Origin of the sequence: Fluviicoccus sp., assembly GCF_030646115.1 — a bacterium.
In the GTDB taxonomy this organism is placed as follows: domain Bacteria; phylum Pseudomonadota; class Gammaproteobacteria; order Pseudomonadales; family Moraxellaceae; genus Fluviicoccus.
Genome location: NZ_JAUSMX010000006.1, coordinates 74,064 through 88,094 on the forward strand (window position 1 = coordinate 74,064; position 14,031 = coordinate 88,094).

8 protein-coding genes are annotated in these 14,031 nt (G+C 59.0%); 2 read left to right on the forward strand and 6 right to left on the reverse strand.

Annotation, left to right across the window (positions count from 1 at the left end; genetic code table 11):
* Positions 1-81 precede the first annotated feature (81 nt).
* Together Q7T36_RS03790 and Q7T36_RS03795 are read right to left on the reverse strand one after the other, a co-directional pair.
* Positions 82-3,093 (reverse strand): peroxisomal multifunctional enzyme type 2, encoded by a 3,012-nt coding sequence (locus Q7T36_RS03790; protein WP_304844215.1) that lies wholly within the window; start codon positions 3,091-3,093, stop codon positions 82-84.
* A 104-nt stretch (positions 3,094-3,197) separates the two neighbouring features.
* Positions 3,198-4,373, reverse strand: coding sequence for an acyl-CoA dehydrogenase family protein (locus tag Q7T36_RS03795; protein ID WP_304844217.1), 1,176 nt, complete (start codon positions 4,371-4,373; stop codon positions 3,198-3,200).
* Positions 4,374-4,588: 215 nt separating this feature from the next.
* Between Q7T36_RS03795 and Q7T36_RS03800 the strand changes: the two genes are divergently transcribed.
* The gene (locus tag Q7T36_RS03800; RefSeq protein WP_304844219.1) at positions 4,589-5,275 is read left to right on the forward strand and encodes a TetR/AcrR family transcriptional regulator; all 687 of its coding nucleotides are present in this window, start codon (positions 4,589-4,591) and stop codon (positions 5,273-5,275) included.
* On the opposite strand, the gene Q7T36_RS03805 is transcribed toward Q7T36_RS03800, so the two are convergent.
* Together Q7T36_RS03805 and Q7T36_RS03810 are read right to left on the reverse strand one after the other, a co-directional pair.
* The gene (locus Q7T36_RS03805) at positions 5,276-6,337 is read right to left on the reverse strand and encodes a hypothetical protein (RefSeq protein WP_304844221.1); all 1,062 of its coding nucleotides are present in this window, start codon (positions 6,335-6,337) and stop codon (positions 5,276-5,278) included.
* A complete protein-coding gene (locus Q7T36_RS03810; protein ID WP_304844223.1) occupies positions 6,334-11,655 on the reverse strand; it encodes a DUF6765 family protein in 5,322 nt (1,773 codons plus the stop codon). Before Q7T36_RS03810 ends, Q7T36_RS03805 begins: the two co-directional genes overlap by 4 nt.
* A gap of 169 nt (positions 11,656-11,824) precedes the next feature.
* On the opposite strand from Q7T36_RS03810, the gene Q7T36_RS03815 reads away from it, so the two are divergent.
* Positions 11,825-12,637, forward strand: a complete 813-nt coding sequence (locus Q7T36_RS03815) for a BPSS1780 family membrane protein (protein WP_304844225.1) — start codon at positions 11,825-11,827, stop codon at positions 12,635-12,637.
* 44 nt (positions 12,638-12,681) lie between these two features.
* Here Q7T36_RS03815 and Q7T36_RS03820 read toward each other — a convergent pair whose 3' ends face one another.
* Positions 12,682-13,638 carry an HNH endonuclease gene (locus Q7T36_RS03820; protein ID WP_304844227.1) on the reverse strand — a complete coding sequence of 319 codons (957 nt, stop codon included), beginning with the start codon at positions 13,636-13,638 and terminating at the stop codon, positions 12,682-12,684.
* The gene (locus Q7T36_RS03825; RefSeq protein ID WP_304844229.1) at positions 13,635-14,015 is read right to left on the reverse strand and encodes an HIT family protein; all 381 of its coding nucleotides are present in this window, start codon (positions 14,013-14,015) and stop codon (positions 13,635-13,637) included. Before Q7T36_RS03825 ends, Q7T36_RS03820 begins: the two co-directional genes overlap by 4 nt.
* Positions 14,016-14,031 lie beyond the last annotated feature (16 nt).

The window sequence follows — 14,031 nt, forward strand, 5'->3', positions numbered from 1 at the left end:
TCACCCGCACACACCGGCAGTGATCACGCCACCGCCGTACCCCTCTCCCTAACCCTCTCCCACAGGGGGAGAGGGGACTGATTAAACCAAACCGCCAAGCACCGTTAATTGCTTCACCAGCGCCACATCCCCATCCACCCTGACCTGCCCATGCTGGAACAGATCCCGCAGATCCGCCTTGCCCTGCGCCAGTTGCAGCAGATCGCTATCAGACAGCGTGATCGTGGTTTCGGCAGGCACGGTATCCGCCACCGAGCCGACCGACGCACCGTCAATCAGCCAGTTGCCGACATCGGTGATCTTGATCAGCAGGCAGCCGGTCGCGGGCTTGTCCGCCAGCTTTTTCGCCAGCGCCGCCATGATGGCCGGAGCCTGAGACTGCTTGGCGGCCGTGACAGCAGTCGCCGCCGGGCTGGCCGCGCCGCTGCTCAGGCGTTTCAGCTTCGCCGCCTCGTAAGCCTTGGGATCAATGGCTTGCAGCGCGATCAGCTTATTGGAGGCCATGATGTTGCCGGTGACCTTGAGCTTGCCGCTGAAGAACAACTTCTGCACATCGGCCAGCGAGCTGGTGACGATGGCGGGCATCAGTTCGGCATCGATTTCCAGCGTCACATCGGCCTTGTCCGCCGCGCCGGAGCCGCAAGCGCCCGCGCCGTTCTTGAGGTCCAGAAACCACTGCGAATCGGGGTTCTTAAGGTTGAACTGAAAGACAGTCTTGGCCTTTTCCACCAGTTCCGGATGACCGGAGAGGTAATCGCTGATGGCGGCAAACACGTCCGACGGTTCCAGCGGCGCATTGGCATCCACTACCGGCGCAGCGGCGGGTGCGGAAGCCGTAGCAGCGGCACCGCCTCCCCCGGCGACACGCTTCGCGCGCGCTTCCTCGTAGGCTTGCGGCTTGATGTCCTGCAACACGATCAGCTTGTTCGAGGCCATGACATTGCCGCCGATCTTTAGCTTGCCGTTGAAGAACAGCTTCTGCACATCGGCCAGCGAACTGCTGACCACCGTCGAAATGTGCTCGGCATCCATGTCCAGCGTCACATCCGCTTTCTCGGCGACACCGGCCTTGCAGACGCCCTGCCCGTTCTTCAGGTCCAGCAGCCAGGCGCTGTCCGGGTTTTTCAGGTTGAACTGGAAGACCGTCTTCACCTTGTCCACCAATTCAGGGTGGGCGGCGACATGGGCGGCGAGGACGCTGAACACATCCTCGGGCAGCAACTTGTCCGGCTGCCCGGAGGAAACAGCGGCGGGTGCTGAGGTCGCGGCAACGGTTGGTTTTGTCTTGGCCTTAGGAATCTCGGCATAGAGTTCCACGGCGGCATTGCGGATCACCACCGAATTCCGTTCCTTCACCGAAGTTTCAACGATGATGCGGATATCGCTTTCCTTCCACATACGGGTGATCAGCGTTTCACCGGGGAAGACGCTGTCCGCGAAGCGCACCTTGATGCTCTTGAAGCGACGGCCGTCGTTGCCGCAGAAGGCCTTGATCACATGGCGGCCGACATAGCCGAAGGTACACAGGCCATGCAGGATGGGCTTTTCAAAACCGAAGGCCTTGGCAAAAGCCGGATCGGCATGCAGCGGATTCCAGTCACCGGACAGACGGTACAACAGCGTCTGGTTGTCGGCGGTTTTCTCCTCGATCACCGCATCCGGTTCGCGGGCGGGCGGGACGTTGACATCGCCGGACGGCCCGCGATCGCCGCCCCAACCGCCCGCACCGCGCACGAAGGTGCTGATTTCGTTGTAGGCCAGCTTCTCGCCGGTTTCATCCACCGTATCCACCGCCATCACCACCACCGCATGCGGAGCCTTGTCGTAAGCGTTCTTGAAACGGAAGGTGTGAGTCAGCTTGGCGTGCGGCGGCAGCGGCCGCAGCAACTCGGTGTATTGTTCGCCGTGCAGCACGCGGTCCAAGCCGTAGTTCAGGCCTTGCAGGCTCTTGCCGTCCTTCGCCAGGTTCAGGTAGGCATTGAGCGCGGGCATGACGCCATAGGTCGGCAGCGCCTGGAAACCGTCGCCCAGTTCATAGACATAGGGCAGTTCGGTGGCGTCCAGCGGATTTGCTGCAGAACCGACGCCCAGCGCATACAACGCCAGATCGCGCTCGTCGTAGGCATTGCTGGTGACGATTTCGTCCTTGCTGGCTGCATCGAGGTCGATGAACTCGTTGCCACCCAGGCTCTTCTTGTTGAGGTTGGCGAGAATGGTGCCGAAGGATTCGTTGGTGGTGCTGGGATGTTCGCTGTCGGTGAAGTCACTGATCTTCGCCCACTTGCCGGCGATTTCATCCACCGTCATGGCGCGGCTGGTGTTGAAACTGTGGCCCTGGGTGCGCTCCCAGCGCAGCTTGCCGATGTAACCGGCGCCGACTTCAAACAGGCCCTTGGTATCTTCACAGCTTTCATGACACAGCCAGGCCACCAGTGGACTGACATATTCCGGCTTCAGCAGCGCCAGCATTTCCGGCGGCAGGATGGTTTCGGTCAAGCGCGAGGCCGCCAGCGGCGCAATGGTGTTGACCAAGATATTCTTGCTGCGTCCCTCTTCAGCCAGACAATGCGCCAGCCCGAGGATACCCAGCTTGGCCGCACAATAATTGGCCTGTCCGAAGTTACCGTAGATGCCCGCCGCCGAGGTGGTCATGATGATGCGGCCGTAACCCTTCTCGCGCATGATCGGCCACGCCGCATGGGAGACAGACATCGAGCCTTTCAGGTGTACCCGGTAGACCAGATCCCAGTCGTCCTGGGTCATTTTCTGGAAGCTGACATCGCGCAGGATGCCCGCATTGTTGATGACAATATCGACCGTACCGAAAGCGTCCAGCGCCGTCTGCACAATCGCCGTGCCGTTTTCCACGGAATCATAATTCGCGACTGCCTCGCCCCCCGCCGCCCGGATTTCCTCCACCACGGCATCGGCCGCTGCCGAGGACTTGCCGTCACCATGACGACCGCCACCGAGGTCATTGACCACCACTTTTGCACCGCGCGATGCCAGCAGCAAGGCATGCTGGCGGCCAAGACCGTTGCCCGCGCCGGTGACAATGGCGACGCGGCCGTCAAATCGAAGTTCTTGGGACATGGGGAAACTCCTGTAAGAGGGAGAAGGAAGCAGGAGGAAGTAAATGCTCTCTAAAAGCACCACATAGCATCAGGGCGACCGAAGTCGCCCTGATTGTCATCGCATCAGATGGAACGTGAGATCAGTTCCTTCATGATTTCGTTGGTGCCGCCGTAGATACGGTTGGCGCGGGTGTCGATGTAGGCACGGGCAATCGGATATTCCAGCATGAAGCCGTAGCCGCCGTGCAGCTGCACGCACTCGTCCACCACCTTGCTCAGCAGGTCGGAGACCCAGTACTTGGCGGCACAGGCCGCTTCCACACTCAGCTCACCCTTCAGCACCTGTTCAATGCAGCGATCGGTGAAGACGCGGGCGATCTGGATTTCCGAACGCATTTCGGCCAGCTTGAAGCGGGTGTTCTGGAAAGAAGCAACGGTCTTGCCGAACGCCTTGCGCTGCTTGACGTATTCCACGGTCGTGGCCAGCGCGCCTTCGGCACCGGCGGCGCACATGATCGCGATCATCATGCGTTCCCAGGCCAGTTCCTTCATCAACATGATGAAGCCCATGCCTTCCATGCCCAGCAGGTTGGACTTCGGCACACGCACGTTGTCGAAGAACAGCTCGCAGGTATCCTGACCGCGCATACCCACTTTCTTCAGCGGCTTGCCCTTGGTGAAGCCTTCGCTCTTGGCATCCACAATCAGCAAGGACACCGCACCGGCGCCGGCGCTGATGTCACCGGTCTTCACCACCACCACCGCCATGTCGCACAGGTAGCCGTTGGTGATGAAAATCTTGGAACCGTTGAGGATGTAGTGATCACCGTCATCCACCGCACGGGTCTTGATGGCCTGCAGGTCGGAACCGGTGCCCGGCTCGGTCATGGCAATGGCGCTGACCACTTCCCCTGAAGCCATCTTCGGCAGCCAGTACTTCTTCTGTTCTTCGTTGCCGAAGTTGTTGACGTAGTTGGCGACGATGTCGGAGTGCAGCGAGAAACCGGAAGCGGAGTCACCGGCGCGGGCCTGCTCTTCCATCATGATGACGCTGAACAGACGATCCACACCCGATCCGCCGTATTCTTCCGGCATGGTGGGGCACAGCAGGCCCAGCGCACCGGCTTCGTTCCACAGGCTGCGGTCGATGTGCTGCTGCTCTTCCCACTTCTCATGGAACGGAGCAACCTTTTCTTCAAAGAAACGGCGGGCGGTTTTACGGAAGTCCTCGTGATCGCTGTTGAAAATGGTGCGCGGGATCATCGGGGCGACGGGTTGGGGGATATGCAGGTTGCTCATCAGGGTCTCCTTAACTTACAATACGGACGTACAATATGTTATTGATACCGCGTCACAGCGCGAGAGTCAAGCCCCCAAGCAAGCGATTGGTTCTGGCCCGGATGGAATAATTTTCCGAGGAAATAGCTGATTTTGCTGGACAATCGTCCGGAATTGCTGGGGAAACGGCGAAGGAATAATTACAATTACAACCCTGAATAGCGGACACCGGCACCATGACCCCTGAAACCCCTGTTACTTCCAAACCCTTGCGACGCACCCAGGCCGAGCGCAGTGAAGCCATGCGCGTGCGCCTGATTGAAGCCACGTTGAAATGTCTGGAAACGGACGGCTATGTCGGCACCACCGTGACCCGCATTGTGGAGACGGCGGAAGTGTCGCGCGGCGCTCCTGTTCACCACTTCCCGTCCAAGGCGGCGTTGATTGCGGCGGCGGCGGAACACCTGATGCGCCGCATCTATGTGCAGCTGGGCCGGGCGGTGAGTCAGCTGGATGCCTCGGACGACCGCTTGAGCGACCTGATCTTTACGTCGTGGCGGGAAGTGTTCGGGGCGGCGGAATTCACGATTCTGCTGGAATTGCTGGTGGCCAGCCGCCGGGATTCGGAGTTGTCATCGATGTTGCAGCATTTGTGGATTGCGGCGTTTGAGACTTTGGGGACGGCGGCGGATCATTATCTGGTGGGCAAGACGGATAAGGATAATGTGCGGCATTTGATGGTGTTGTCGCAGTGGTTGTTGCGCGGCATGGCGGCGGACAAGCATCTGGTGTTCAACGAGCAGATTCTGGAGCATTACCTGAAGCTGTGGTGCCAGTTGCTGGCGGGGCATTTGCGGGCGAAGACGGATGTGACGGCTCCGCCGCCGAGACCTGAATTTTGGGATATGACGTTTGCGGGGTGATCACTGCCAGAATTGCCACCAAGGCCGACGGGTGTCGCCTTGGACATGGTCTAGATCGACTTTGTAGAGCCGGGATTGGGGGCTGTTGATGGTAACGTCCGGCTTGATGACGTTGCCACGGTCGTCGATGATGCTGCTGTATTTGTCCATGAGGACGGGGACGGTGAAGCCTTCGAAGGTGTTGTTGGTGATACGGACGTTTTTGCTGTGTTTGAGGACGATGGCGTAAGCGCCGGGGATTTTGGTTTTGGCGGTGAAGATGTTGTTGGAGATGGTGGCGTTGTCGGCGCAGGAGAGATGAAGGGCTGCTGGGTAGGCAACTTCATCACTATTTTCGAGATACGGTATATCGCCATTGACAAGAAAAGTAAGCCTGTCAACGGGAGTTTGCCCGACACTTTGACGCGCCCCCATCATAATCATTGTTCTCATCACATAGCTATTATTTAAGAAAGCAAAATCAAGCCCAGTAGCCCTAATAGTCGCCATACCTATTTTTGAGTTCTCTATTGATGAGCCTACAGCTGCGACGCTTCCGACCCCCCCGTGTAACACAAGATTAATTAAATGTAAATTTGATGGCATGCCTCTCAAATAATCTATGAGCCCAGACTTATATGAGCAACCTCCACTATAGTCTTCCTTCTCTCTAAAAACACCCCCTAAAACAAAAACACCAGTATTGCCTTGAATATACCCATTCCTTAACACTACATCCTTTGAATTCTCATCAAAACCACCCACCAAGACCCCATTACCTTCACAACAACTTACATCTCTTAGGTGGCCATTCATATCTATATCAAAGCCACTCCAACCATATATCGTCTCACCAGAACCACCTCTAGCGTGGCCTTGAATCCAAGCAAAAAATCCATCATGATTCCTTCCTACTCGAAAATCACTCTTTTCACAATAGCGCTTAAATCTGACCCCTTTAGAAAAGTACGACGACCCACACCTTGGCAGATCACTTTTATCCGTAGTCTCTATCGCATGAACCTTAGAAGCTGCCGACAACATTATCACCGCTATAGAAAAACCTAGAATATTAATTTTCATTCTGGCCTACTCCCAGTGACTTTAAGAATTCCTCGATCAAGATACATCTTGTAGTTCCCAATATTTTTATGTCCTGTATCCCATATGACGCCAGAAAATTCAGAAACACGCACCCCTCGAAGATTGTCAACTCGATTTCTTATCCCATCCGAAACGCTGAAACCATTCCTGCCTGCCTTTCCGGACTTATTAATAAGATCAAAATTAGTACCTTTCACGGGATCATTAGAGGAAGTATATCCCCACCCTGGCATCTTAGTATTAACCGCACTAACCGTACCATCAACATTCAGAATCACTTCAAACCTCTCCGCATCCAGATCATCCAATTTCTCACTTAAATCCAATGTCACCGCTTCCCTGCTGGACTGTGATCCTCCTGGAAAAATCATCTCGTGCTCGTTCCCGCCCTTCCCATTCAGCAGACCCTGCAAATACCGTATCTTGTATTGGAGTGTATGCAAATCCTCCGCACCATCCGCCCCGTGCGCATTCTCATGGATACTGTTGAAGACTACCAAATAGTCCCGAAGCTCTTCCCAAGGAACCACCTTCCCGCTCGCCCCCACCGAGTCGCGGAAATCCAGCATCTTCCGGTACACCTGCTCCTGAGCAATCAGCGTCCTGTCCTCATTCACATCCCATGTTCCGCGCCCCAACACTGACAACCCGCCCACCACATGATTGTAGGTATAGTCCGGATTCTCACCACCGGTCGCATGACCTGTACCTTTATTCAAACCGAAGGGATCATTTTCCGCGTCACGATGCGCAAACGTGTCTTCGAAGGCATGCAGGAATTCCCCGAAGAACTGCATCTTCTGATTGCATCCTTCAACATTACGATAGTTAAATTCCAGATTCTGTATCTGAGGAATGGACTCAATATTGGCCGTCAGACGCCTGATCTTATAATTTTCATCCGACTCCCCTTTGTTCCGCACCGGATCATAACTTCCAGACTCCAATGTATTGATCCACCCTTCCTTCGTGTTGACGAAATGATAGAACGCCAGACGGTCATCCGTGGCGTTGTGAATGCCGTCCACCACGGTAGAAATGAGCGGGATGCCGCCATCCCTCAACGGAACCGTATAATCATTCTCATCCACAAACTGCGTCGCCAACGCAATCGTCCTCGCCTGATCCGCACTGAACCCCGTCACAATCCCCAAAAAATACGTCATGTAATAATGCATATCAATCTGGTACAACCCCCACGGATCCACCGCATTCAAAGGATCACTCCCCACATACACAAACGGATTCAACCCGCCCCGCAACCCCGCCGGGTCCGGCGTCAAATAACGCCCCGCCTCCGGCACATACGTCCGGAAACCGTTCTGGTAAAACCCTGTCACCGGGTCCTCATGCTGCCCCGGCAAACGCAGGCTCACCGCCCACAACCGCCCGGACGCCTCACCCCCCGCCGTCTCCCGCAACCCGCCAAACGCCTCATAACCGGCTGACCAACGCGCCGCGCCCCCTTCATCCAGCACCGCGACCGGCGCGCCCTGACGGTTGGCCAGCACTTCCCCCCAGCCATCGTCGTCCGCCCCGGATACCCGCACCGCCACCGGCAAACCACCCAGATACACATAGTCCCGCTGCAAACGCTGCTCACCACCCCGAGCCCCGCGCCACACATCCTCCTCACGCAAGCGCAAGGCGTCCCCATAATCACTATAACGCCGCCAGTAATGCCGCTCATCCGTTTGCAACTGCTGCCACGCGGGCAAGCCCTGCAAGTCATAGCCATACCGTAACGGCGACGCCCCGCGCTCATTGACCCACGCCACCGGCTGGCTGCCCGCCAGTTTCAAACGCCACAACGGGGCCTGCTGCGTCTGTAATCCAGCCAGCGACAAGCCCTGCACCGGGTTGGTGACGCCCTGCCACCACAACCACGGGCGGCCCAGCGGATCATAAGAAGCCAGTTGCGCCAAATAGGATGGTTCGGTGGATTTCCCCGGCGACTCACCCGACGGATGCCATTGCCGCCCCAGCCACTGCACCCCGTCCGCCGCATAGTGATAGTCCGTCCGCAACAGCTGTGTACGTTCGCTCCGCCGGTTGCCACTCAGGTCATAATCATAAGCCGCCGTTTCCACCCAGCCCATCTGCCCCAAGGTTTCAATGCGGGACAAGCGCCCGGCGGCGTCATAGGCATAGCGTTCCTGGACTCCGCCCTCATCGCGCTCTTGCACCCGGTTCAGGGCGTCGTAGCGGTAGCGGCTTTCCCCGGCCACGGCCTTCACCAGCCCCAGGCGGTTTTCCACCGCCAAAGCCCAATCATCCGGCAGCATGAAGCCCAGAATGGAAGCCAGCCAAGGTTGCGAGTGGGTCCGATACCGGGTGCTGATGCGGGTGATGCGGCCACGGCCGTCACGCTGAATGTATTGCTCGGTGCCGTGCGTCAGGCGCAACAGGCTGAGCTGCCCCCAGGCATCGTATTGCAGGTGATCCGCCACCGGTTGGGAGAGCCAGCGGAGGCCGTCTCTCCATCCGGCCAGCAACGCGGCCAGACGGCCCTCGCTGCGATAGAGGGCGCTGATCCGCCCGTCCTTGCCGTATTCGTAGGCCAGATGTAGGTTGTCCCGCGATTCCAGCTGAACACGACCGGCAGCATCATAGGACCAGACCTGCTTCCATTTCCGGGACTTGCCATCCGGGCCGGTGCTGCGGCGACTCTCGCGCACACGCTCACCAAAGGCGTTGTATTGCCAGTCCCGGCTCTCCTTGGCGCCGCCACGGAAAACCGGCAGGTCGCCGTCATAGCGGGTGACGACGGCTTCAGGGTCATCCTGACTTCCTTCGGCAATGCGGCGACCGGCGAAGTCATAACGATAGAGATGCACTTCGCCGTTTTCAGCGGCATCGGCAATGCGGTTGTCGGCCGCGTCATAGCGATAGAGGCGAATACCCTGCCCCGGCAAACGCTGAATGACAGGCCGCCCCCAATCATCACTGCCGGTCACGGCCTGCAAGCCTGCGCCGGTGCGGGTGGTCACGCCCGGCTCAACACGCTGCCATTCCGGCGGCAGGCTGACACCCAGAGCGCGCAGTTGGCTGGCCTGCCAACGGCCCCGGCCGTCAACCAGCGTGCGGTTTTCCTGACCCAGCGCATCCTGGCTCAGCAGTTGGCGGCCGTCATTCAGGGCCTGTTGTTCTGAAATCAACCCCAGGGAATCCTGCTGGCGGATGCTGCGGCCCTCGGCATTCTCTCGGTATTGCCACGACAGTTGCTGGAATGGCGCCTGGCCTTCACCCTGAAGTCGTTGCAGGCTGAGCAGGCGGTTTTCGGTGTCACGGGCCAGTTGCAGCACTTGCCCGTCGGGGCGAATCAGACGTTGCAGGCGACCGGCGGCATCGTAGGCAATACGCGTTTGCAGACCGGCTACGTCGGTACTGGCCAGCAACCGGCCTTGCTCGTCATAGTGGAATTGCTGATGGCGGGCGGACAAGCCATCCGCCTCCCGGCTCAGGTCGCGGAGATGACCCTGACGGTCATAGTCCAGCCGCCACGTTTCACGCCGAGTGCCGTTGCGCACATCCAGCACGGTGAGACGCCCGATACGGTCACGCTGTTTGACGGCCAAGCGCAGTCCACCCACTCCTTCCAGCCGGTCAAGGCGGCCTTGGGCATCGTAGTGATAACGGCTGATGTCGCCGCGACCGTCCGGCAGGTTGGCCAGGGGGCCATCTTCACTCAGTAGACGACCCGCCGCGTCATACGTGAACTGGCGGCGGCGTTCCAGCCGCTCGCCCAGCGGGGAGTAGCCAACATCCTCCCGAGCCGTGAGTCGGCCTTGGGCATCATGTTCAAATCGGGTTTCGGCCTCATGGCCCTTCAACACGCTGGGGCGGAGGACGGCGGTGACCGTCCACGGCAAATCCGGGCGGCCATAGCGGAAGTTTTCCACGACCGTTGCCGTCCCCGCCGCCCCGCGCGCGATGGAGGTCACACGCCCGCGGGCATCATGACGATAATCCTGCCAGTTCAGCAAATTGCCGTCCGGGCTGAGGCTCTCTTCCCGCACCACCTGCCCGGCCGCATCGTAGCGATAACGCCGGTTCACCTCCCCGCAACTGGCGCAGCCCGCACCCCGGCTTTCCAGCAAACGCCATTCCTGGCCGTGCGGTTGCCAGCGGTAGCGGGTTTGCCGCCCCAGACTGTTGGTCAGGACGGTTTCGAATTCCGGCCCGTGCGCCGGGCTGCCGGGTAAGGGCTGGTGCGGTCGGCTGTCATAGCGCAGACTGACTTTTTCAACCCCGCCCGCATGTTCGCTGAGAATGGCGCGGTCCTGTTCGTCATACGCCCAAGTGGCCTGGCGCTGCCATTGTTTCTGGCCGGGCTGCCACAGGGCGCGGCCAGTCAGGTTATGGCGGTCGCCACCCTGCCGCCAGTCTTCGTAGTAATAGCCGATCTGCACACCGTCGGCGCGTTGCACGGTCAGCAGCTTGCCGTCGCCATCCAGCCGGTACAGAAAACGGCCCGTAGGAGAATCGACGCGCACTTCCGGCCATTTTGCCGCCCCATAGCGCCCGGTGTGAATCTCCAACGACCGGCCCAAGGGATCGCGGATGCTGACCAACTCGCCGTCCATGCCGTAGCGCAGGCTGACCAGCGGCTGGCCGGGCTGTCGTGTCTCGCGAATCGAGATCAGGCGTCCGTAACGGGTATCCGTTGCTCTCGGCTCGAAGGCCAGTTCCCGCCCATTTACCCAGACCCACTTCCAGCCCTGAGCTGTTTTCTCCAGCCGACCGTCCTGCGGGCGCACGCTGACACAACTACCGGACGCATCCTTCGGGAACATTAACCGCCGCCCGTCGGCCTGAATGATCTGGATGGCATGCGGGCTTTCCAACAGGCTGACTTCATAGGCATGCCGCCAGCCGACGCCGAACAGTCCCCGGGAACGGCTCTGGCTGTTATAAGTGCGGGACCATTGCAGGCCCAGCACGCCGGGCAAGGCCGGCAGGTCGGTTTCCGCCTGGAACTTGTTGCCGTTCATGACATTGACGGGGTTGCCGACAGCGGCGGACGGCTGGCCGGAAGCCACGGCGGCAGGCGGGCTGTCACATTGGCCGGGGGTGGGGTTGCCAGAGCCGGAGGCGAGACACATGCCGCCTGTGGGCAGGCCGCCGCCGGTGGTGCTGTCGAAGATGCTGCTGGTGTTGCCGCTTTCCACCGGGCTGCTGTTACCGGGCGGATTGGTGGGGAAAATATCGGCGGCGCTTGCCAGGGAAGGCAGGAGCGCCACGACCAGGGCGGCCGGCAGCAGCGGGGAAATTCGGGCGCGGGTCTTCCGTGGCATGGTGTACTCCGTGACTTCCTGTGACGGGGGTTTCTGCCTTGCAAGGCTAGCGCTGCAAGGGGCGCGAACTTTAGCACATTTTCCGCAAATGGGAAGATGCGCGTTGACTCCGCTGAAGGCAACGGGCTACGCTGGCTTTCCGCTTATCCCCCTGTCAAGGAGCACAGACATGTCCGATTCAGAAAACCCTTACCGCACGCCCTCCGTCACGGTGCTGAACCTGGAGAAAATCCCGACCAATGCCTCTTATGCCGCCCCGGCGCGCACGGTCAACGCCGGGCATGGTTCGCAGTGGATTGGCGATGGCTGGCGGTTGTTCAAGGATGAGCCGTTGATGTGGTTCGCGGCCCTGCTGCTGGTTATCGGGTTTTCATTCGTGCTGGGGCTGATTCCGGTGCTGGGTTCGCTGGCCAGCATGTTGCTGGCGCCGTCACTGACCGTGGGAATCCTGGCGTTTGGCCGGGGCCATGCGCGTCAGGGCCGGGCAGATATCGGCAATCTGTTCGCCGGTTTCAGTGGCGAAAAAATCGGGCCGTTGATGATCATGGCCCTGCTGTATCTGTCGATCATTGTGGTTACCGTCCTTGTCATGGTGGTGTTCATGGTCATCGCATTGGGCGGGTTCTCAGCGCTGGGCAGCCTTGAATCTGAAGAAGGACTGAAGTCTGCCCTGCTGGGCACAGGGGGCTTGGTGCTGGTGCTGGGCTTTTTAGTGTTCATGGCCGCCATGATGGTGATCATGGCGGCCTACTGGTTTGCTCCAGGTCTGATTTTTTATGCGGGCCTGGGTCCGGTGGATGCCATGAAGGAGAGTTTCATGGCCTGCATGCGCAATTGGCTGCCGTTTCTGGTGTATTCGCTGCTGGCGACGGTGTTGATGGTGGCGGCTTTTATTCCGTTCGGGCTGGGGTTGCTGGTGTTTTTCCCGGTGATGATGGCGACGATGTATCCCGGGTTTGAGGATTTGTTCGGGCGGGAATGAAAAAAACGTGCAAGAACATCAAGGGCGACAATCTGTCGCCCTTTTTATTGGTTACGGCGCATGACTTCCAGCCGCCAGTCCAGCACTTCCTGTTTGGGATAAAAGCGCATTTCAGCAGGAAGAAATAATGCCTTGCCTTTCAAATCCGTCAGCAACCTGTTGTCCGGGATACGGTCATCCAGCAAACTGGAAACATGCCATTTGAAATCCGGGCCGGGAGCAATCAGGTATTTGTCCATGGCCCAATGCATGTCCGGCGTCAGGGCCAGACCGTTGCGGGGGTCGTCGTCAGCGCTTTCCGAAAAGGGATGGATATGGGCAGCCTCAACCATCGCCGTTCCATCCGACAGCAATAACCTCAACCCGGTAGCCGCGCAGCGATAATCATATTTTTCTGTGACCACCCGCCGGAAAGCCGGGTCACGAACAGCGGCGGGCATTTCGCGGACGGCCGGAGCATCAAGCGTCAGGCCGCGAATGGCCTGTTCATAACGACTGATCTGCTTGCCTTGTTCAACCACGGCATACAGATCCTGCAAGCCGCGATCAAACCAGTGACTGGCCAGGCTCTCGGCAAGAACCTCGCGACTGGCCGGGTCCTGAAGCAGCGCGAACAATTCCTCGTCCAGAGCCGCCCAGGCAATGTTGTCTTCAATGGCGCGGGCCGCGGTGGCGGTTGACATGGCTGCCACCACAGCTTCGCGGCCCTCGTAGGGAACCAGATGCCAGAAGGACGGCGTGTGCTGACGCAGTTGCCCCTGCAGGTGGAAGAACGGGAAATGCGGATTGGCATGGTCCTGAGGCGATCGTACGGCGTCAAAATACCGTTTGTAGCGCGCCTTCAAGTCAGGCGAAAAAAAGATGCGGTTGCAAGTCAGGCCACCGGAGCGGGCCAGATCAAAAACCGCCAGCACCATGCATATCTTGTGCGGGCTCGCGCGGCCATACGCCTGATTGACCACCAGCTGTTGCATCTTGCGGATATAGCTTTCAAGGCTCATGGTTTCGTCCAGTAATCCGCCTTCTCCGGCAGAATCCACCGCACCCCGCCCCTCGGGTCCGGCACATCCCCCGCATAACGCGGAATCACATGCACATGCAGATGCGGCACCGTCTGCCCGGCCTCAGCACCGTCATTCACCCCGACATTCACACTGTCTGGAGCAAAATCCGCCGCCAGATTGCTCTTGACCCATTGCAGCACCGGCCACAACGCCGCAAATTCTGCCTCAGTCAATTCAAACAGCGACCCGGCATGCCGGTGCGGAATCACCAGCGTATGACCCAGACTGACGGGAAAACCGTCACGGATGACCTTGAAATGCTCGTTGGAAAGCAGAATCCGTTCAGGTGGAAGAGTGCAGAAAGGACAACTCATTCACCGCCTCCAACCA